Genomic DNA, 18,014 nt, shown 5'->3' on the forward strand with positions numbered 1-18,014 from the left:
CGTTGCGACGATCGAACCCGGCGAATGCAAAAACTACTTCGCAAACGCCGGATACGCTTCCGTCAAAACGTGAAAGACTCTAGAGGGGCGCGGCTTAGTCGGCGCCTTCCTCGGAATCGATAGCGGAAGCCTCGGTGGCCAGAACTTCGATATCCTGGTTGTGCCCCGCCACCACCGTAAAATCCTTCTGGTAGATGCGGTCGCGGTTCTTGGCGATGATGGTGTAATCGCCCTCGGCCAGCACCATCGAGGCAAAGGCGCCGACGGTTTCCTTGATAGGATCGCCGGACTCGTTGAGCAGCGACCAGGAGGTGTCGGCGATCGCCTCGCCGCCTGGTTCGCGCACCAGCTTCATGGTCATCTCGGCGGCACGGTGCTCGACCGTCGCTTCGGTCAGCTTGCCGGCCTCGACGCGGATGTCGGAGCGGATGACCGCGTTCACCGCACCATAGGTCGACACGACATGGTAGGTGCCGGCATTGAGCCGCACCACGCTGTTCGGCTCGACATCGGGTATGATCAGCGCACGATCGCCATCGGCCGCGGCGTGGCTCTCATAAATCGAGAAGCGCAGCTTCTTCGGCGGTATGCGTACCCCGCCGGACAGAACGGCATCGAGCTTGAGGCCGCCGGCATCGAGCACGAGGCTTTCGCGCTTGGCTTCCTTGCCGACAGTGATGCGCTTGGTGGCGCCGGCCCGCCCGTAGGAGGCGTGGACCAGATAGGAACCCGGCTCAAGCTGGAATACGGCGGTGCCGCCATGAGCGGAGGCGACCATCGGCAGCTTGCCGTCGCTGGCCGATTCGGGCTTGAAGACGCGCCAGACGATGCCGCGCGTGATGTCGGCGCCCTTGTCGGTCAATTGCGCCGACAGCGTGATTGCCCCGCTGCTCCCCAACGCCAGCGATGTCTCGCTTTTCGGAGGCGCATAGCCCGAAATTCCGGGAAGTTTCAGCTCGCCGAGGCCGTCCACATCCTGGGCGACGGCGAGCGAAACCGGCACCATCAACAGTGCGGCAGCGAGCCATATCAGGAAAAGACGCAATGTCCCCTCAAACATGCCTTGCGTTGAAGCCCAAGGCGGTGGCAATTTCAAGGCTTAAGAGTCCGGTCGGCTTCTGCTACAGGGCTCTTTGTCCGGCGCGCCGCGCCAATGCCCAAGCCGCCCGATGTCCCGATGGTGCGCTTCAGCTCAAATTCCAGGAGACTTGCGCCCATGGCGTCGCCGATCATCGATCTTCTGCTGACCCGAAATTCCGCGCCGATCCCGGATTTGAAAGAACCGGCGCCGAGCGATACGGAGATCGCGACGATGATCGCCGCCGCCTCACGGGTGCCGGACCATGGCCGGCTGGAGCCTTGGCGTTTCATCCTTTATCGCGGCGAGGCTCGCATCGAGATCGGCAAGAAGCTGGCAGAACTTGCCGAACAGCGCGAAGGGCCGCTGCCGGAAGGCCGGCGCAACCAGGAATTGGCGCGCTTTTCACGGGCCCCGCTGGTCATCGGCGTGATCTCGATCCCCAGGGAAAATCCAAAGATCCCGCAATGGGAGATGTTCCTGTCCGGCGGCATGGCGGCGATGAACCTGATGCTTGCCGCCAATGCGCTGGGCTACGGCACCAACATGATCAGCAACTGGTATTCCGACGTGCCGGAGGGCAGGGCGATCCTCGGCTTGGCGCCGCATGAGCGGGTCGTCGGTTTCGTCCATATCGGCTCCTATCAGGGGCCAGCGCCGGAACGGCCGCGGCCAGATCCGGCAAAGCTCTATGCCGACTATTCGGGGCCGTGGGTGGGATAATTTCGGAGCGGAACAGACCCCTAAGGATCAAGCCCCGATGCCTTGGCTCGCGCCAGGAGCCGCTCTGCGAGCTTGAGATGCGGCCGGTCGTACATCTTGCCATCCATGCCGACGACGCCGGGATTTCCTGCCGCCTTGAACGCCTCGACGATCGCAAGGGCGCTTTTCACCGCTTGCGCCGAGGGCGTGAAGGCGGCGTTGATGACCGGCACCTGCGCCGGATGGATCGCCAGCTTGCCGGTGAAACCGTCGCGCTCGGCCTCGGCGCATTCGGCCTCGAAACCGGCCATGTTGCGAAAATCCGGAAAGACGGTGTCGATTGCGGCGACTTCCGCGGCACTTGCGGCGAGGATGGTCATGGTGCGGGCGAAGCGGAATACATCCGTGTAGCGGCCGTTCTCGTCGCGCGTCGCGCGCGCGCCGATTGCCGCCGACAAATCTTCCGCCCCCCAGGTGACGCCGACAAGCCGCGCGCTTGCACGGGCGTAGGTCGCTGCGGCCAAGACGCCTGCGGCCGTTTCTGTGATGATCGGCAGGATCTTTATAGCTCCATCCGGCAGGCCGCTTTCAGCTTCGTGCACCCTGAGCTTGGCCGAGAGATGCTGAACATCCAGTCCGCTGTTCGACTTAGGCAGCATGATGCCGTCTGGTTTTGCTGGCACGAGCGCCGCCAGATCGTCGTCGGTCAGTCCGGTCGAAAGGTCATTGACGCGCAGATAGATCACGGAGTTGGTTCGGTGCCTGTGCTCGGCGATGAAATGCGCCGCTGTGTCGCGCGCCAGACCCTTGTTCTGCGCGGCAATCGAATCCTCGAGATCGACGATGACCACGTCGGCGCCCACGCCAAAGGCCCTTTCCAGCTTCTTTTCCGAATCGCCGGGAACGAAGAGCAGGGAACGCATCGGCTATGCCTTTTTCATCATCATCGCTTGCCTCGTGCATTTGGCAACCAGGACGTCGTTCTGGTTATAGGCGCGATGCTCGAACTCGACGACGCCGCGGTCCGGCTTCGACCTGGATTCGCGCACCGAGACGACAGTGGTCTCGACGCGAATGGTGTCGCCATGGAAGACGGGGTGCGGAAACACCGTCTCCTTCATGCCGAGATTAGCGATGGTGGTGCCGACGGTGATGTCGTTGACCGAGATGCCGATCATCAGGCCAAGCGTGAACAGCGAATTGACCAGGGGCTTGCCCCATTCGCTCTTGGCGGCGAAGTCGAAATCGATGTGCAGCGGCTGCGGGTTCAGCGTCATCACCGAAAACAGCATGTTGTCGCTTTCGGTCACGGTCTTGCGCAGCGTGTGCTTGAACTCATGGCCGACAACGAACTCCTCCAGATAAAGTCCGGCCATTGTCGATCTCCTCCGCTGCTTAAGGGTTGATAGGCGTTGCAAACCGGGCTCGCAAGCCAGTTAACGAACATGGTGAACCGTTCGTAAACCATTTGTGCCTACGGTCTCCACAGGGGCCAGAAGCGTTCTGGCAAAGGGCGTAAGCAGGCGACATGGTCGTTTCGCATTTCCTGAAATGGATTCACACGGCGAAGGTGTCGGAGCGCGTTGCGGCGGCAAGCGCACTTGCCCGCGCCTATGTCGACTCGGACCTGCCTTTCGAGGACCGCTGCGCTGCGGAGGCGGCGCTGACGTTGCTGCTCGATGACGCATCGTCGAAGGTGCGACTGGCGATCGCCGACGCGCTTTCCATGAGCCATCATGCGCCGCCGCAGATCGTCAGCGCGCTGGCCTCGGACCAGCCGGAAGTCGCAGCCTTGGTGCTGGCGCGGTCGCCGCTGCTTACCGATGCCGACCTGATCGATCGGGTTGCCGGCGGCCAGAAAGCGACGCAGAAGGTGATCGCCGACCGGCCGCGCGTCTCAATGTCGGTTGCGGCGGCGATCGCCGAGATCGGCGAGCCGGAGGCCTGCGCCACGCTGCTCGCCAACAGCGGCGCCGACATCGCATCGATCAGCTTTCGGCGCATGGCCGAGCGGCACGGCCACCTGCCTCTGGTGCGCGAGGCGCTGATTGCCGACGTGCGCCTGCCCGCCGATTGCCGCCATTTGCTGCTGGTCAAAGTGGGCGAGACGCTCAAGGGCTCAGCGCTGGTGCTGGCGCTGATGGGCGCCGCCAGGGCCGAGCGCGTCACGCGCGATGCTTGCGTCAAGGCTTCGGTGACGCTGATCGAAGGCACGCGAGCAGAGGAACATACCGCACTTGTCGAACATCTGCGCCTGCGCGGCGACCTGACCGCAAGCTTCATCATCCGCACCATCGCGCACGGCAAGGTCGACTTCTTTGGCTCGGCGCTGGTCGCGCTCAGCCAGCAGTCCGAGCAACGGGTGAGGGCACTGCTGGCCGGCGGGCATGACATAGCGTTGCAGGCACTGTTCCGCAGCGCCGGGCTTGCCGCCGCCACCCACGCCATCATCCTGCGCGCGCTGAAGGTCTGGCGCGAGGTCGCCAATGGCAAACGCCTCGCCGGCGTCCAGGAAGTCAGCTGGCTGATGCTGAAGGAATTGGGAGGGCAGTCCGCCGAAGGCGATCTCGCCGGGCTGGTCAAATCGATCCACCTCGACGCGCTGCGCGAAAACGCACGCGGGCACGCGCTGGCGATCGCCGCTGCCTAAAGCAATTCCAGGAAAAGTGTGAAACGGTTTTCCATCCGGAATTGCGTCAAAACAAAAAGATAGAGCGGTTCGGCGTTTCCGTGAAACGCTGAACCGTTCCAGACCTCATCTTGCGCGAAAAATCCGGAAAGTCTTGCGAACAGTGACAGCCGCCGTCCGCGGCTCGCCACCTCGCCTGGCAGAAGACGCTCAGATATCCAGCACTTCCGTCTCGGCGAATTCCGCGCGTTCCTGGATGAAGCGGAAGCGGGCCTCGGGCTTGGTGCCCATCAGTGCGTCGACAGCATCCTTGGTCGCCGCCTCGGCGTCGATCACATCGACCCGCAGCAGCGTGCGCTTTCTCGGGTCCATGGTGGTTTCCTTGAGCTGGGCAGCCATCATTTCGCCCAGCCCTTTGAAGCGGCCGATTTCGACCTTGCCGCGCCCGGTGAATTCGGTGCGCAGGAGTTCGTCCTTGTGCGCGTCGTTGCGGGCATAGGCGACCTTGCCGCCTTGCCGGATCGAATAAAGCGGCGGCACCGCCAGATAGAGATGGCCGCCGCGGATCAGGCTTGGCATCTCCTGGTAGAAAAAGGTGATCAGCAGCGAGGCGATATGGGCGCCGTCGACGTCGGCATCGGTCATGATGATGACCCGGTCGTAACGCAGGTCCTCGTCGCGATATCTCGAGCGCGTGCCGCAGCCCAGGGCCTGGATGAGGTCGGATATCTGCTGGTTGCCGGCAAGTTTGTCGCTGCCGGCGCTGGCGACATTGAGGATCTTGCCGCGCAGCGGCAGCACCGCCTGGCTGGCGCGGTCGCGCGCCTGCTTCGCCGAGCCACCGGCCGAATCGCCCTCGACGATGAAAAGTTCGGCACCGGCGGCGGCATTCTGCGTGCAGTCGGCGAGCTTGCCGGGCAGGCGCAGCTTGCGCACAGCACTCTTGCGCGACACTTCCTTTTCCTGGCGGCGGCGCACCCGCTCGTCGGCACGCGCGATCACCCATTCGAGCAGTTTCGAAGCTTCCTGCGGATTGTCGGCCAGCCAGTGGTCGAACGGGTCGCGGATGGCGCTTTCGACGATGCGGATCGCCTCGATCGTCGCCAGCCTGTCCTTGGTCTGGCCGACGAATTCCGGTTCGCGGATGAACACCGACAGCATGCCCGCCGCCGAGATCATCACATCCTCGGAAGTGACGATCGAGGCGCGCTTGTTGCCGACCAAATCGGCATAGGCACGCAAGCCGCGCGTCAGAACGTTGCGGAACCCGGCCTCATGCGTGCCGCCCTCCGCGGTCGGGATGGTGTTGCAATAGGAATTGATAAAACCGTCGCCGCCGAACCAGGTCACCGCCCATTCGAGCGAACCGTGGCCGCCCTGCTTCTCGCTCTTGCCGGCGAACATTTCACGGGTCACCTGGAATTCGTCGCCGAGCGAGGCTTTCAAATAGTCCTTGAGGCCGCCCGGAAAATGGAATTCTGCCTTGGCCGGCGTCGTGTCCTTTTCCTTGATCAGCGAGGGATCGCAGGTCCAGCGGATTTCGACACCGCCGAACAGATACGCCTTTGACCGCGCCATGCGGTAGAGCCGCGCCGGCTCAAAAGCCGCGCCCTTGCCGAAAATCTGCTCGTCTGGATGGAAGCGGATCTTCGTGCCGCGCCGGTTGTGCACCTCGCCGAGCTGCTCCAGGCCGGTCACAGGAATGCCGCGCGAGAACTTTTGCCGATAAAGTTTCCTTCCCAGCGCGACCTCGACCTCGAGATGGTCGGACAGCGCGTTGACGACGGAAACGCCGACACCGTGCAGGCCGCCGGACGTCTCGTAAACCTTGCTGTCGAACTTGCCGCCTGAATGCAGCGTCGTCATGATGAGTTCGAGCGCCGGCTTCTTGAATTTCGGGTGCGGATCGACCGGGATGCCGCGGCCATTGTCGGTAACGGACAGGTACCCATCGGCGGAAAGCTCGACATCGATGAAGGTCGCATGGCCGGCGACCGCCTCGTCCATCGAATTGTCGATGACCTCGGCAAACAGATGGTGCATCGCCTTGTCGTCGGTGCCGCCAATGTACATGCCCGGGCGGCGGCGCACCGGCTCCAGGCCCTCCAGCACCTCGATGTCGGCGGCACTGTAGCTCTCGCTGGCGTCACGGGCCGCCGGCCGCTTCGCCGCCTGCACCAGCGGGTCGGCTGGGCGCGCGGCGGCGCGAGCCGGTTGCGGCTGCTTGCCCAAATTGGCAAAAAGATCGTTGTTGTCGTCCATGCTGGTTCTGGATTCCGATGCTGCGAATCACCACCCGATACTGCCACGCTTTTCGCGGGCAGGCGACGGAGGTTCCTGTTACGTTCGAGGATAGAGCCTCTTACTGCAAAACCATTCGACAACCAAGCGGCGGAAATGGGGTCGAAGCCTGGAGCATCGACGTTTTGTAAACCCTGTCCGAAGGTTACGCCGGAAGATTGGCTGAAAAAACGGTATTTGCGGACTGTCGCTGATCTAGAATGCAGCGGAACCCTCATGAGGCTGTCGCTTAAGCATGTTGGATTACAGTTCGCTCCTGCTCGCGGCGGCGCTGTCGGGCACGTGCCTTAGCATCACCATGTTTGCGATCTGGTTCACCGCGCCACAGGCACGCTTTGAGCTGACGGTGGCGTGCGGCATTCTCGTGCTCGTCGCACATGTAGTGTTGTTCTGGCATTACACCAGGGATCCAAGCGCCTGGCTTTGCCAGATCGTGCTTGTGCTTCTCAGCCTCGGCTTCCTGATTATCTGCCTGTCGGCCATGCAATATCTCAGCATAGGCGACTACAGGCGAGCCATCTTGCCGACCTTGGTTGCGATGGCTGTTTGCGCGGGCGCGACGTATCTCGGGTTTGATGGTGTCGGCTTTATTGTCACCTACGCGACGGTAACGGCGCTGCTCTCGCTCATCGGGGCGATGTTCTGGATTGAGGGTGGTCACGATCGCCGGATATTGCTGGGCGTCTCGTTCCTGAGCGGCGTCTGTGCGCTGTCGTTCGGACTTTGCGGCGCGGTCCTGCTGGTCAAGGGCCAATGGGTGCTCGGTGTAGCACCGGACAATTGGGCCGAGCGGGTGAATTCCGTCGTGGCCGTCGCCTGCATGACCGGGCTCGGCGCATTGACGCTCTCCCTGCACCATTTGCAGGCGCAGATCGAACTTAAGGCCGAGACGATGACCGATCCATTGACCGGGCTGATGAATCGGCGGGCGTTGACGGCACTCTACGGCGAGCGGGTCTTCGGTCCGTTCACGTCCGTCGCCATGTTCGATCTCGACCATTTCAAGAGGACGAACGACGTATTCGGTCACCCGGTCGGCGACCAGGTCCTGCGCCGCTTCGCAGGGGTCATCAGGAAATACGCCAGAACCGGCGTCGACGCCTTCCGACTGGGCGGCGAGGAATTCGTCCTCGTCATGTCGCGGATGACGGAAGAGAAGGCCTATGATGTTGCGAGCAAGATCAGCGTCGCCTTCGGCACGGAAGTCGTGGCCACCCAGCTTGGTCCGTTGCGAAGCACAGTCAGTGGCGGCATCGGCTTTGGCGGAACAAGCGGCACCGGTCTCGACGATGTGCTGGCCGAAGCCGACGCAGCACTCTATGCGGCAAAGCGCGCCGGGCGAAATCGCGTCGTCGCCCGGGACCGGGCGAGCAAGTCCGACGGGCCGGCCTTGCGTTCTGCCTGATTGAAGCTTCTATCTTCTTGTTAGACCATGATCTTGTCCGAAAACCGGATTCCACTTTTCGGGATCATGGTCTATTCCGCCGCACCCAGATATTCCGACAGCGGCGGGCAGGAGCAGACCAGGTTGCGGTCGCCGGCGACGTTGTTGATGCGTGACACCGGCGGCCAGTATTTTGCCGCCGTATCGGCATCCCCGGCGGGGTAGGCCGCCTCCAGACGCGAATAGGGATGGGTCCACTGGCCGGCCAATGCCTCGGCGGCGGTGTGTGGCGCATTGACCAGCGGATTGTCGGCCAAGGGCCATTCGCCCTTCGCCACCTTGGCTGCCTCGCCGGCTATGGCGATCATGGCCTCGCAGAAACGATCCAGCTCGCGCTTGGGCTCGGATTCGGTCGGCTCGACCATCAGTGTGCCGGCCACCGGGAACGACATGGTCGGCGCGTGAAAGCCATAGTCGATCAGCCGCTTGGCGATATCGTCGACGCTGATGCCGGCGCTGTCCTTGAGCACGCGGGTGTCGAGGATGCATTCATGCGCAACGCGTCCGTTGCGCCCCTTGTAAAGCAGGGGGAAATGCTCGCCAAGCCGCGTCGCCACATAGTTGGCGGAGATGATCGCCGTCTCGGTCGCCTGCTTCAGGCCGGAAGCGCCCATCATGCGGATATACATCCAGGTGATCGGCAGGATCGAGGCACTGCCGAACGGTGCCGCCGCCACGGCATGGGCCGAGCCTTCGGTGACGTGGCCGGGCAGATATGGCTCCAGATGCGCCTTGACGCCGATCGGGCCGACGCCGGGGCCGCCGCCGCCATGAGGGATGCAGAAAGTCTTGTGCAGGTTCATGTGGCAGACGTCGGCGCCGATATCGCCGGGACGGGCGAGGCCGACCAGCGCGTTGAGATTGGCGCCGTCGAAATAGACCTGGCCGCCATGGCTGTGGACAAGGGCGCAGAGGTCGCGCGCGCCTTCCTCGAAGACGCCGTGCGTCGAAGGATAGGTGAACATCAGCGCCGCGAGGTCTTGCGCATGCTCGGCCGCCTTGGCCTGCAGGTCGTCCATGTCGATATTGCCGTCTTCGGTGCAGCGCACGACGACGACGCTCATGCCGGCCATGGCCGCGCTTGCCGGATTGGTGCCATGCGCCGAGGACGGGATCAGGCAGACGGTGCGATGGCCTTCGCCGCGCGACAGATGATAGCCGCGAATGGCGAGCAGCCCGGCATATTCGCCCTGGCTGCCGGCATTGGGCTGCAGGGTCACCGCGTCGAAGCCGGTGATCTCCGCCAGCCAGCCTTCCAGCTCGTCGATCATGGCGCGATAGCCTATCGAATGGTTTGCCGGCGCGAAGGGATGCAGGTTGGCGACATCAGGCCAACTCACCGGCATCATTTCGGCGGCGGCGTTGAGCTTCATGGTGCAGGAGCCGAGTGGGATCATGGCGCGGTCAAGCGCCAGGTCCTTGTCGGCCAGCCGGCGCAGGAAGCGCATCATGTCGGTTTCCGAGTGGTTTTCGCGGAAGACGGGCTGAGTGAGGAACTCCTTGCCGCGCGGTTTTCCTGGCATGGAACTGCCGGCGGCAACGCCGGCCTTGGCACCGAAAAGTGCTGCGATTGCCTCCAGATCGGCTTCGGTGGAGGTCTCGTCGAAGCTGATGCCGACATGGTCGGCGTCGATGACGCGCAGCAGCCGGCCGGTCTTTTCTGCGGCGGCGGCAATCGCGCCGGCTCTGCCCTTCACTTCCACGGTCACCGTGTCGAAGCGGCTTTCGCCGAGCACCGAAACGCCTGCTGCCTGGAGGCAGGCAGCCAGGCGGTTGGCCAGTGTGTGGACGCGGCCGGCAATCGCTTGCAGCCCGGCAGGGCCATGCCAGATCGCATAGGCCGTCGCCATGTTGGCGAGCAGCGCCTGTGCGGTGCAGATATTGGAGGTCGCCTTGTCGCGGCGGATATGCTGTTCGCGTGTCTGCAAAGCCAGGCGATATCCGGGACGGCCCTTGCTGTCCGTCGACTGGCCAACGAGCCGGCCGGGCATCAGCCGCGTCAACCTGTCGGACACGGCGCAATAGGCGGCGTGCGGCCCGCCAAAGCCCATCGGCACGCCAAAACGCTGCATCGGGCCAACGGCGATGTCGGCGCCAAGCCTGGCCGGCGCCTCGGTCAGCGTCAGGCCAAGTGGGTCGGCAATGAAGACGACCAACGCGCCGGCCGCGCGGGCCTTGTCGATCGCTGCCTTGTGGTCGCCATAGACGCCGAATGTATCGGGCCAGGAGACCAGCAGAGCGGCGGTATTGTCGTCGATCACCTCGCCGTCCACCTCGATGCCGAGCGGCTCGGCGCGGGTGCGCACGACGTCCAGCGTCTGGGGGTGCGGCGTGCCGGCCAGTGCCACCTTGGTGCGCTTGTCGCGATGATGGCGCAGCGCAATGCCGACAGCTTCGGCCACCGCCGTCGCTTCGTCGAGCAGCGAGGCCGATGCCACCGGCAGGCCAGTCAGTTCTGTCACCAGCGTCTGGAAGTTGAACAGCATTTCCAGCCGGCCCTGGCTGATCTCGGCTTGGTACGGCGTGTAAGCCGTATACCAGGCCGGGTTCTCGAACAGGTTGCGCTGGATCACCGGCGGCACATGGACGCCATGATAGCCGGCACCGATGAAGCTCTTCAGCACCGTGTTCTTTGCCATCGTCGCCGCGAGCTCGGTCAGCGCTTCCGCTTCGCTTGCGGGGGCGGGCAGGGCCAGCGGCCGGTCGAGCCGGATCGACTTCGGCACTGCCTGGCTGATCAGGGTCTCGACCGAAGGAACGCCGATCGTCGCCAGCATGGCTCTGACATCATGGAGGCCCGGGCCGATATGGCGAGCCGAGAAGGGGTAGGGTGCTGCGGTCATCTTCCTGGTCCTGCTATCAACCAATATGGGCTTTGTAAGCGGCTTCATCGAGGAGCCCATCGAGCTGGTTTTCATTGGCCAGCTTCATCTTCCACAGCCAGCCGTCGCCGGTTGCCGCCGAATTGACGAGCGAAGGATCCGATGACAGCGAGGTGTTGGCCTCGGTGATCTCGCCGTCGACCGGCGCGTAGACGTCCGATGCCGCCTTGACCGATTCGACCACCACGGCGGTGTCGCCCTTGGCCAGTTTTCTGCCCAATTCCGGCAGCTCGACGAAGACGAGATCGCCGAGCTGCTGCTGTGCGTAGTCGGTGATGCCGACGGTGGCGATGCCGCTCTCGACGCGCAGCCATTCGTGATCTTCGGTGAAATAGGTCTTTGCCATTGAAATCATCCTTTGCGGTAGCGATGGGGCGTGAAGGGCAGAGGGTGGATGTCGACCGGGATTTTCGTCCCGCGGACATCGGCGAACAGTTTTGCGCCGGATTTGGCAAGCGGCGTCTGGACGTAGCCCATGGCGACCGGATGACCGGCCGAGGGGCCGAAGCCGCCGGAGGTGACATGGCCGGCAGGGTCGCCGTCGGCATCGAAAAGGGCAGCACCGGCGCGCACCGGCTGGCGGCCTTCCGGCTTCAGGCCGACGCGTTTTTGCGCCGGGCCGCGCTCCAGGATGGCGCGCAGCGCATCGGCGCCGACGAACGCGCCGGAGGCGCGAACCTCCTTGGGGATGGCCCACATCAGCCCGGCGCTGGCCGGATCGATCTCCGGCGTGATGTCCAGCCCGTGCAGGCACAGTCCGGCTTCGAGCCGCAGGCTGTCGCGGGCGGCAAGGCCGATCCACATCACCCGCTCGTCCTCGAGCAGCCTGGTGACGAGGTTTCGCGCATCCGCTTCCGGCAGGCCGATCTCGAAGCCGTCTTCACCGGTATAGCCAGACCGGCTCATGAACCATTTTTCGCGCGGCTCGATGCCGTGCATGAACACCAGCGAACCGGTCTCGATGCCGGCGCGGGAGAGGGCGGCCCACGCCTCGGGGCCTTGGATGGCCAGGAAGACGCGGTCGAGTGCGTCCACCTTCACGTCGAAATCCCCGGCCAGTGCGCGCAGATGTTTTTCGTCGGCGGCGGCATTGCCGGCATTGGCGACCATCATGAAGCGCTCGGCGCCGAGCCTGGTGACGATCAGATCGTCGAGTATCCCGGCCGCCTCATTGAGGAAGAACGTGTATTTGGACTGGGAAATCTCAAGCGCGCCGGCATCGAACGGGCAGGCGCGGTTCAGAAGCGCTGCTGCGCCCGGGCCGCTGATTTCGAACAGCTTCATGTGCGAGATGTCGAACAGGCCGGCATGCTCGCGGCTGTGAAGGTGCTCCTTCATCACGCCGGCCGGGTAGGTCAGCGGCATCGACCAGCCGGCGAAGGCGCCGAAGCGCGCACCGGCTGCCATGTGCAGATCTTCGAGGGGAAGGTGTTTGGTGTCGCCCGTCATGTCATCTCCAGAGTCGCACGCAAGCGGTCGCGAATGGCGACCAGTCCGTGCCCCTCTGTCTGAAGCCTGAGAGACTCGCGCCCCGTAACTCTGTCGGCAGCGCTTACACCTTCGGCGCGGGGGCAAGCCCCGACTTTCCAGAGTGTCTTTCCCGTCTACGGTTCTTTTGCCTGAGAGATTTCGGGCGATTTCCCCTTCGGCGGCAGCTCTCGCTGCTCTCTCCCGCAAACAGGTAGGACTCGGTTAAGAGCCCTCGACTCGTCATCCATAGCCCGTGGACGACACCTTGTCACCTGCCAGCGACATTTTTACTGGCAAGTCTTCTTTGCGGGCCTTCTTTCCAGGCAAGCCTTCGCTAACCACGCCGCTTGCCGGTTTCTCAAGACCTTGCCGATATACCGGATAAGGACCGGCGATTGCGGCGGGCGGGGAAGAAAATGGGCGAATTGATCATGAGCGCGCCGATGGCCGTGCTGACCTCGAAAAATCGGATCACGGCTGAAGACGTGGTCATGCTGCGCGGCGAAGTGTTCGGCGACGGCGTGGTAACGCGCGGCGAGGCCGAGGCGCTGTTTGCACTCGACGCGACGGCGCGGGACAAATGCGCGGAATGGCTCGAGTTTTTCGTCGAGGCCGTCACCGACTTCATCGTCCACCAGGAACAGCCGGCCGGCTATGTTTCGCAGGAGAATGCCGACTGGCTGATCCGAACGATTTCGCGCGACGGCATGGTCGATAGCCGGACAGAACTCGAGTTGCTGGTGCACGTGCTGGAAGCTGCCAAATCATCGCCGAGCACGCTTTCCAGCTATGCGCTGGAGCAGGTCGCTCATGCGGTCGTGGACGGCCAGGGGCCGCTGATGACCGGCGGCGGCAGACTTATCCCCGGGTCGATTGCCAAGGCCGAGGTCGAGCTGTTGCGCCGCATCCTTTACGCCTATGGCGGCGATGGCAACATCGCCATCAGCCGCGCCGAGGCCGAGGTGCTGTTCAAGATCAACGAGCGGACAGCGGCGGCCGACAACGATCCGTCCTGGAACGATCTGTTCGTCAAGGCGATCGCCAATTTCGTCATGTGCTCGGCCGGCTACGAAGCGCCGATCCGCGATGTGGCGCTGCGCCGGGATTCCTTCTTCGAGCAGGCCGATCCGGAGATCGGCGGTTTCTTCAGCCGTATGGTGTCGGGCGGCCTGTCTGGCATTATGGAGGCCTATCGCTCACCGGGCGACGTCGAGGCCGAATGGGAATCGAAGAACAAGGCAGCCGAGGCTCTGGCCCGCCGCGCCGAGACGGTCGATGCCGGCGAGGCCAAATGGCTTGCTGAACACATCGGCGACCGGCCGCTGCAGGACAACGAGCGTGCGCTGCTGACCCTGATCAAGCACGCCTCGCCGGAAATACACCCTGCGCTCAAGCCGCTGATCGACAGGGTCGCTTGAACAAAAGGCACTGACTCGTTGGTACAATGCGGCGTCAGATGCCGCCGTACCAGTCGTAGCCATTGTCTTCCCAATAGCCGCCTCGGCCGCCGCCGAGATTGGCGAAGCCGTCGACCAGCTCGATCTTGTAGAGGTATTTCGGCATCTTGTAGCCGAGCTGGCGCTCGACGCGGACGCGCAGCGGCGCGCCATTTTCGACCGGCAATGGCTTGCCGTTGAGGCCATAGGCAAGGATCGTCTGCGGATGACGAGCATCGATCAGGTCGATCGAGCCGTAATATTTGATATCGCCGGCAAGGCTGCGGTCGATGGTGTCAAGGCAGTGGAACATGACATAGCGGGCCTGCGGCTTGACCACTGCCTGGTCGAGCACCAGCGACAGCGGCGTGCCGGTCCATTTGGCAATGCAGCTCCAGCCTTCGACGCAGTCGTGGCGGGTGATCTGCGTGCGGCTCGGCATGTTCATCAGCTGCTCGCGGCTCAGCGACAGCGGTTTTTCGACGAGGCCTGAAACCTCCAGCCGCCAGTCGGCGAAATCGCTGGCGAGCAGGCCTTTGTAATAGTCGTCGTCCGGTGCGGTGACACCGTTCGGCCGCTGCGGCTGGCGAATGTCGGCCTCGGTGAATTCCGGCGCCAGCGCATCGCGGCCGGCAAGCAGCCGCTGCGCCCGCCAGGTCAGGCCATTGGCGCTTTCGAGGAAGCTGCGCAGGCCGTCGCCGACGCCAAGCTGGCTGTCGAAGGCGTCGCAGCCCGACAGCATGATGCCGGAAAGGCCGAGGCTGGCCGAAGTCAGGAATTTTCTGCGGCTGATCTCGAATTTCGCCATGTCAGGCACTCCTCTCTGGCGCATTGTCGCCATGCGCCGGCGGGTCGGTTCGATACCAGCCGGTGATGATTGAGCGCAACTCGTTGATCGGGCCGGCGGCGAGGATCATCAGGATGTGGATGACGAAGAAGGCGACGAGCAGCAGCATCACCGTGAAGTGGATGGTGCGCGCCGTCTGCCGGCCGCCGAGTACGTCGTTCAGGAATGGCAGCACCGAGTTCATGCTCGGCGACATGGCAAGGCCGGTGATGATCATCAGCGGCAGCAGCAGGAACAGCACGCCGCCATAGGCCATCTTCTGCAACGTGTTGTATTCGCGCTTGTGGTGGAATCTGAACCTGGCGTGCTCGACGATGTCTCGCGGCAGCCGCCTGATATCGTCGAGGCGCGGGGCAAGATCGCGCCGCAAATGGCCGTTGATCAGGCTGGCGACCAGCCAGACCAGCAGCGTGGTGGTCAGCACCCAAGCAAAGAAGAAGTGGACGACGCGCGCGGTGCCGAGATCGTAGTAGGAAGGGATCGTTGCCCAGGACGGGAAGGCGCGGGAGGTCTCCTGGCCGGCCGGACCCGACCAGCCTAGTACGCCGGTGGTATCGAAGCGCTTGCCGAAGATTTCGGTGTAGCCGCGCGGGCCGCTTGCGGTGTTCTCGGCGCCGATGGCGAAGATGGTGTTGTTGTAGCCAAAGCCCGACTCCTTGCCGATGTAGAGCTGCGGGCGGGCGTTGAAGATCTGCAGGCCGGAAAGCAACATGAAGAACAGCGCGATCGCCCACAGCCAATGCGTCAGCCGTGTCCAGCGCGACTGGCGATAGATCAGCGTCGCATCCGTCGAAGCAGCGCTATCTGCTCCGGTGCTGGCTTCGCCTCTGGCAACCGATTCCATATCTTCCTTGCCTCCCTGCCAAGCGGTTCCGCATGGCCTGTCAGATCTCTTCTCCTCCCAATACGTCGCCAGCCTAAGCGATGTTTCACCCGATCACGGATTTATTGCCGACTGCCGAGGCTGACGGCGAGATTGACCGCGGCTGCCACGATGACCGTGTTGAAGAAGAACGACAGGATCGAATGCACAAGCACGACACGGCGCATTTGCGAGGTCGTGATGTTGGTGTCGGCGGTTTGCGCCGTCATGCCGATCACTGTCGCAAAATAGAGGAAATCCGAGCCTTCCGGCCGTTTGCCGCCCGGGAAGTCGAGGCCGCCGACCGGAATTTTCTTTTTGGTGTCGCCATCCATCGCATCGCCGTCCAACCAATAGAGATGCGCGTAGTGAAGCGCCGCCATCGCATGGATGGTCAACCAGCCAAGCGGGATAGACAACAACGCCACCGTAAGCTCGACGGGATCCGCGCTCTTCTCCCTGTTGATCAATTGAAACAACGAGATGATGGCAACAGCGACCACAACCAGGGTGACCGCGAAGATGGCCAGCACCGGCAGGTCCGTGTCGCCTGCATTCTTGCGCAGGTAGCTGCCGGTAAGCCGCGGCATGTGGGCGACGACAAGACAGAGATAGGCGGCAAAGAACACATTGGCGCCGATCGAATAGGCAAGCGGCGCGCGCCAGATCAGCGCCGCGCCGAAGGCTGCCACGCCGATGCAGGCCGACAGCGCGAACGGCGTGTGGCGTTGCATGGGCATCTTGGTCGGGGTGCCGGTCGTCATGGTTCTCAGTCCGCTGAGGCCGATTTCAGCGCTCGCCGCAAGATGCGGTCAAGTTCGCCAAGGAATCGCGAGCGGTCCTGAGGCGCGAAGCTCGAATTGTAGCCCTTGCTTTCGCCAGTCTCGCGCAGGTGCTGCTTGAGGTCGCGCATCGCCACCGCCATGCCGATCGTTTCCGGCGTAAATGGGCGTCCCGTCGGGCCGAGCACATGGGCGCCAAGCGCCACCGCACGGGCGGCAAGCGGGATGTCGGCGGTCACCACAATGTCGTTGGACCGGGCATTTTCGACGATCCAGTCGTCGGCGGCGTCGGCGCCCTTGGAGACGACGACATTGCGGATCATCGGATCGCGCGACGGACGCAAGCCGCCATTGGAAACGAAGGTAACGACGACGCCGTGCCGCTCGGCGACTTTTTCGACCTCGGCCTTCACCGGGCAGGCGTCGGCATCGACGAGAATAGCGGGTGCGGGCATCGTTGTTCCAAATGTGAAAGAGCCGGGCGGCGTCGCCCGGCTCGATCGATGATAGTCGAGCGGCTACTAGGCCGGCAACGCGCCGGATCTCTTCGCGGTCCAGGTGGCGATATAGTCCATCAAACCTGGATTGAGGCAATCATAAGGTTCGAGCCGGATCGACTTCAGCTGTGACCTTATACCGTCCATGCGGCTCGGATCGACACCGGATTCGATGATCGAGGAAACAAAGGCGGTGAAGCCCGGCGGCGACCAGCCGTCTTCCTGGAAGCGTTCCGGATGGATGAAGGACAGCCCCTTGAAAGCGTGGTCGCGCTCGACCGGGCCGTGCATATGAACGCCGCAGCCGGTGCAGGCATGGCGCAGGATCAGCGCGCCCGGATCGACCACCTTCAGCTTGTCGCCGTTTTCGGTCACCGTCACGTCGTTTGTAGCGGCAACCGCCACGACCGAGAACAGTGCGCCTTCCGGCTTCCAGCATTTGGTGCAGCCGCAGGCATGGTTATGGGCGATCTGGCCCTTGACCTTCACCTTGACCGGGTTGCTGGTGCAGGCGCAGACCAGCGTCCCGCCGGCAAAGTCGGGCTTTTCCCGTGGCAGGCCATTGTCGATTTTAGGATGCAGTTTTTCCGGCATTTTTGTTTCCTCCCTTGGTTCTATGCTGGTTCCGTTTCGATTACCGCTTCATTCTCCATACGGTGTTCTTGCTTGACGCGCTCAACCACCTTGAGCGCTTTGCTCAGATATGTATCGCGCACGAGAAACGATATTTCTTCTCTGCCGCGGTCGATCTCATCGAGGTCGATGCGAACGCGGTTGTTGTTCCTAAGCGCTACCCAAAGATGTTCGCCGAATTGCCAGCTCTGCATACTGAGCGACTCGCTGAAATTCGGATATCGGATCCGAACCCGGATCAGTACCTCCTTCAATAGACTACCACGCTCCTGATCGACTTGCCTTCATGCATCAGGTCAAAACCCTTGTTGATGTCCTCGAGCTTCAGTGTGTGGGTGATCATCGGATCGATCTCGATCTTGCCATCCATGTACCAGTCGACGATCTTCGGCACGTCGGTGCGGCCGCGCGCGCCGCCGAAGGCGGTGCCCATCCAGGTGCGGCCGGTGAC

Annotated in this window: 17 protein-coding genes, 1 pseudogene and 1 riboswitch; of the genes and pseudogenes, 4 read left to right on the forward strand and 14 right to left on the reverse strand. The window is 63.2% G+C overall.

The window, feature by feature from the left end:
• Positions 1-94: 94 nt before the first annotated feature.
• Complete coding sequence (locus NKH70_RS34180; RefSeq protein WP_352466968.1) at positions 95-1,060, reverse strand: RgsD C-terminal domain-containing protein; 966 nt, start codon at positions 1,058-1,060, stop codon at positions 95-97.
• Between the two features lie 156 nt (positions 1,061-1,216).
• Here NKH70_RS34180 and NKH70_RS34185 point away from each other — a divergent pair, with 156 nt between their 5' ends.
• Positions 1,217-1,801 (forward strand): nitroreductase family protein, encoded by a 585-nt coding sequence (locus NKH70_RS34185; RefSeq protein WP_352466967.1) that lies wholly within the window; start codon positions 1,217-1,219, stop codon positions 1,799-1,801.
• Between the two features lie 20 nt (positions 1,802-1,821).
• On the opposite strand, the gene NKH70_RS34190 is transcribed toward NKH70_RS34185, so the two are convergent.
• Together NKH70_RS34190 and NKH70_RS34195 are read right to left on the reverse strand one after the other, a co-directional pair.
• Positions 1,822-2,703 (reverse strand): HpcH/HpaI aldolase/citrate lyase family protein, encoded by an 882-nt coding sequence (locus NKH70_RS34190; protein ID WP_353027346.1) that lies wholly within the window; start codon positions 2,701-2,703, stop codon positions 1,822-1,824.
• A gap of 3 nt (positions 2,704-2,706) precedes the next feature.
• Positions 2,707-3,198 (reverse strand): MaoC family dehydratase, encoded by a 492-nt coding sequence (locus NKH70_RS34195; protein ID WP_502908456.1) that lies wholly within the window; start codon positions 3,196-3,198, stop codon positions 2,707-2,709.
• A gap of 110 nt (positions 3,199-3,308) precedes the next feature.
• On the opposite strand from NKH70_RS34195, the gene NKH70_RS34200 reads away from it, so the two are divergent.
• Entirely contained in the window at positions 3,309-4,430 is a 1,122-nt protein-coding gene (locus NKH70_RS34200) for a DUF2336 domain-containing protein (protein ID WP_352719236.1), read from the forward strand.
• 189 nt (positions 4,431-4,619) lie between these two features.
• On the opposite strand, the gene parE is transcribed toward NKH70_RS34200, so the two are convergent.
• On the reverse strand, positions 4,620-6,671 hold the full coding sequence (parE, locus tag NKH70_RS34205) for a DNA topoisomerase IV subunit B (RefSeq protein ID WP_352719237.1): 2,052 nt from the start codon (positions 6,669-6,671) through the stop codon (positions 4,620-4,622).
• Between the two features lie 274 nt (positions 6,672-6,945).
• On the opposite strand from parE, the gene NKH70_RS34210 reads away from it, so the two are divergent.
• Positions 6,946-8,115 carry a GGDEF domain-containing protein gene (locus NKH70_RS34210; RefSeq protein WP_353027347.1) on the forward strand — a complete coding sequence of 390 codons (1,170 nt, stop codon included), beginning with the start codon at positions 6,946-6,948 and terminating at the stop codon, positions 8,113-8,115.
• 71 nt (positions 8,116-8,186) lie between these two features.
• On the opposite strand, the gene gcvP is transcribed toward NKH70_RS34210, so the two are convergent.
• Genes gcvP through gcvT form a run of 3 tightly spaced genes read right to left on the reverse strand, consistent with a single transcriptional unit; the run spans position 8,187 to position 12,485 of the window.
• Positions 8,187-10,997 carry an aminomethyl-transferring glycine dehydrogenase gene (gene gcvP, locus NKH70_RS34215; protein ID WP_352719239.1) on the reverse strand — a complete coding sequence of 937 codons (2,811 nt, stop codon included), beginning with the start codon at positions 10,995-10,997 and terminating at the stop codon, positions 8,187-8,189.
• Positions 10,998-11,013: 16 nt separating this feature from the next.
• Positions 11,014-11,382: a glycine cleavage system protein GcvH gene (gene gcvH, locus NKH70_RS34220; RefSeq protein ID WP_352719240.1), complete on the reverse strand. Its 369-nt coding sequence runs from the start codon at positions 11,380-11,382 to the stop codon at positions 11,014-11,016.
• A 5-nt stretch (positions 11,383-11,387) separates the two neighbouring features.
• Positions 11,388-12,485, reverse strand: coding sequence for a glycine cleavage system aminomethyltransferase GcvT (gcvT, locus tag NKH70_RS34225; RefSeq protein ID WP_352719241.1), 1,098 nt, complete (start codon positions 12,483-12,485; stop codon positions 11,388-11,390).
• 148 nt (positions 12,486-12,633) lie between these two features.
• A riboswitch (glycine riboswitch) is annotated at positions 12,634-12,720 on the reverse strand.
• Positions 12,721-12,922: 202 nt separating this feature from the next.
• Between gcvT and NKH70_RS34230 the strand changes: the two genes are divergently transcribed.
• Positions 12,923-13,924: a hypothetical protein gene (locus tag NKH70_RS34230; RefSeq protein ID WP_353027348.1), complete on the forward strand. Its 1,002-nt coding sequence runs from the start codon at positions 12,923-12,925 to the stop codon at positions 13,922-13,924.
• A gap of 34 nt (positions 13,925-13,958) precedes the next feature.
• Here NKH70_RS34230 and NKH70_RS34235 read toward each other — a convergent pair whose 3' ends face one another.
• The 7 genes and pseudogenes from NKH70_RS34235 to NKH70_RS34265 form a co-directional block, all read right to left on the reverse strand.
• Complete coding sequence (locus NKH70_RS34235) at positions 13,959-14,750, reverse strand: molybdopterin-binding protein (RefSeq protein ID WP_353027349.1); 792 nt, start codon at positions 14,748-14,750, stop codon at positions 13,959-13,961.
• Position 14,751: 1 nt separating this feature from the next.
• A complete protein-coding gene (locus tag NKH70_RS34240) occupies positions 14,752-15,633 on the reverse strand; it encodes a cytochrome b/b6 domain-containing protein (protein WP_353027350.1) in 882 nt (293 codons plus the stop codon).
• A gap of 101 nt (positions 15,634-15,734) precedes the next feature.
• Complete coding sequence (locus NKH70_RS34245; protein ID WP_353027351.1) at positions 15,735-16,415, reverse strand: DUF1345 domain-containing protein; 681 nt, start codon at positions 16,413-16,415, stop codon at positions 15,735-15,737.
• A gap of 5 nt (positions 16,416-16,420) precedes the next feature.
• Positions 16,421-16,888 (reverse strand): YaiI/YqxD family protein, encoded by a 468-nt coding sequence (locus NKH70_RS34250; RefSeq protein ID WP_353027352.1) that lies wholly within the window; start codon positions 16,886-16,888, stop codon positions 16,421-16,423.
• 66 nt (positions 16,889-16,954) lie between these two features.
• Complete coding sequence (gfa, locus tag NKH70_RS34255) at positions 16,955-17,524, reverse strand: S-(hydroxymethyl)glutathione synthase (RefSeq protein WP_353027353.1); 570 nt, start codon at positions 17,522-17,524, stop codon at positions 16,955-16,957.
• Positions 17,525-17,544: 20 nt separating this feature from the next.
• Positions 17,545-17,817, reverse strand: a complete 273-nt coding sequence (locus NKH70_RS34260) for a hypothetical protein (RefSeq protein WP_352451332.1) — start codon at positions 17,815-17,817, stop codon at positions 17,545-17,547.
• A pseudogene (locus tag NKH70_RS34265) lies at positions 17,814-18,014 on the reverse strand (S-(hydroxymethyl)glutathione dehydrogenase); the annotation flags it as partial. The pseudogene NKH70_RS34265 and the gene NKH70_RS34260, both read right to left, overlap by 4 nt.

The organism is Mesorhizobium sp. M0991 (genome assembly GCF_040318915.1).
GTDB lineage: Bacteria > Pseudomonadota > Alphaproteobacteria > Rhizobiales > Rhizobiaceae > Mesorhizobium.

What these genes read in the sequence shown, in the direction of transcription:
- NKH70_RS34245 (WP_353027351.1), bottom strand. Translation starts at nt 16,415, where the DNA reads ATGACGACCGGCACCCCGACCAAGATGCCCATGCAACGCCACACGCCG.
- NKH70_RS34190 (WP_353027346.1), bottom strand. Translation starts at nt 2,703, where the DNA reads ATGCGTTCCCTGCTCTTCGTTCCCGGCGATTCGGAAAAGAAGCTGGAA.
- NKH70_RS34235 (WP_353027349.1), bottom strand. Translation starts at nt 14,750, where the DNA reads ATGGCGAAATTCGAGATCAGCCGCAGAAAATTCCTGACTTCGGCCAGC.
- NKH70_RS34210 (WP_353027347.1), top strand. Translation starts at nt 6,946, where the DNA reads ATGTTGGATTACAGTTCGCTCCTGCTCGCGGCGGCGCTGTCGGGCACG.
- gcvH (WP_352719240.1), bottom strand. Translation starts at nt 11,382, where the DNA reads ATGGCAAAGACCTATTTCACCGAAGATCACGAATGGCTGCGCGTCGAG.
- gcvT (WP_352719241.1), bottom strand. Translation starts at nt 12,485, where the DNA reads ATGACGGGCGACACCAAACACCTTCCCCTCGAAGATCTGCACATGGCA.
- NKH70_RS34180 (WP_352466968.1), bottom strand. Translation starts at nt 1,060, where the DNA reads ATGTTTGAGGGGACATTGCGTCTTTTCCTGATATGGCTCGCTGCCGCA.
- parE (WP_352719237.1), bottom strand. Translation starts at nt 6,671, where the DNA reads ATGGACGACAACAACGATCTTTTTGCCAATTTGGGCAAGCAGCCGCAA.
- NKH70_RS34250 (WP_353027352.1), bottom strand. Translation starts at nt 16,888, where the DNA reads ATGCCCGCACCCGCTATTCTCGTCGATGCCGACGCCTGCCCGGTGAAG.
- NKH70_RS34240 (WP_353027350.1), bottom strand. Translation starts at nt 15,633, where the DNA reads ATGGAATCGGTTGCCAGAGGCGAAGCCAGCACCGGAGCAGATAGCGCT.
- NKH70_RS34200 (WP_352719236.1), top strand. Translation starts at nt 3,309, where the DNA reads ATGGTCGTTTCGCATTTCCTGAAATGGATTCACACGGCGAAGGTGTCG.
- gfa (WP_353027353.1), bottom strand. Translation starts at nt 17,524, where the DNA reads ATGCCGGAAAAACTGCATCCTAAAATCGACAATGGCCTGCCACGGGAA.
- NKH70_RS34230 (WP_353027348.1), top strand. Translation starts at nt 12,923, where the DNA reads ATGGGCGAATTGATCATGAGCGCGCCGATGGCCGTGCTGACCTCGAAA.
- NKH70_RS34185 (WP_352466967.1), top strand. Translation starts at nt 1,217, where the DNA reads ATGGCGTCGCCGATCATCGATCTTCTGCTGACCCGAAATTCCGCGCCG.
- gcvP (WP_352719239.1), bottom strand. Translation starts at nt 10,997, where the DNA reads ATGACCGCAGCACCCTACCCCTTCTCGGCTCGCCATATCGGCCCGGGC.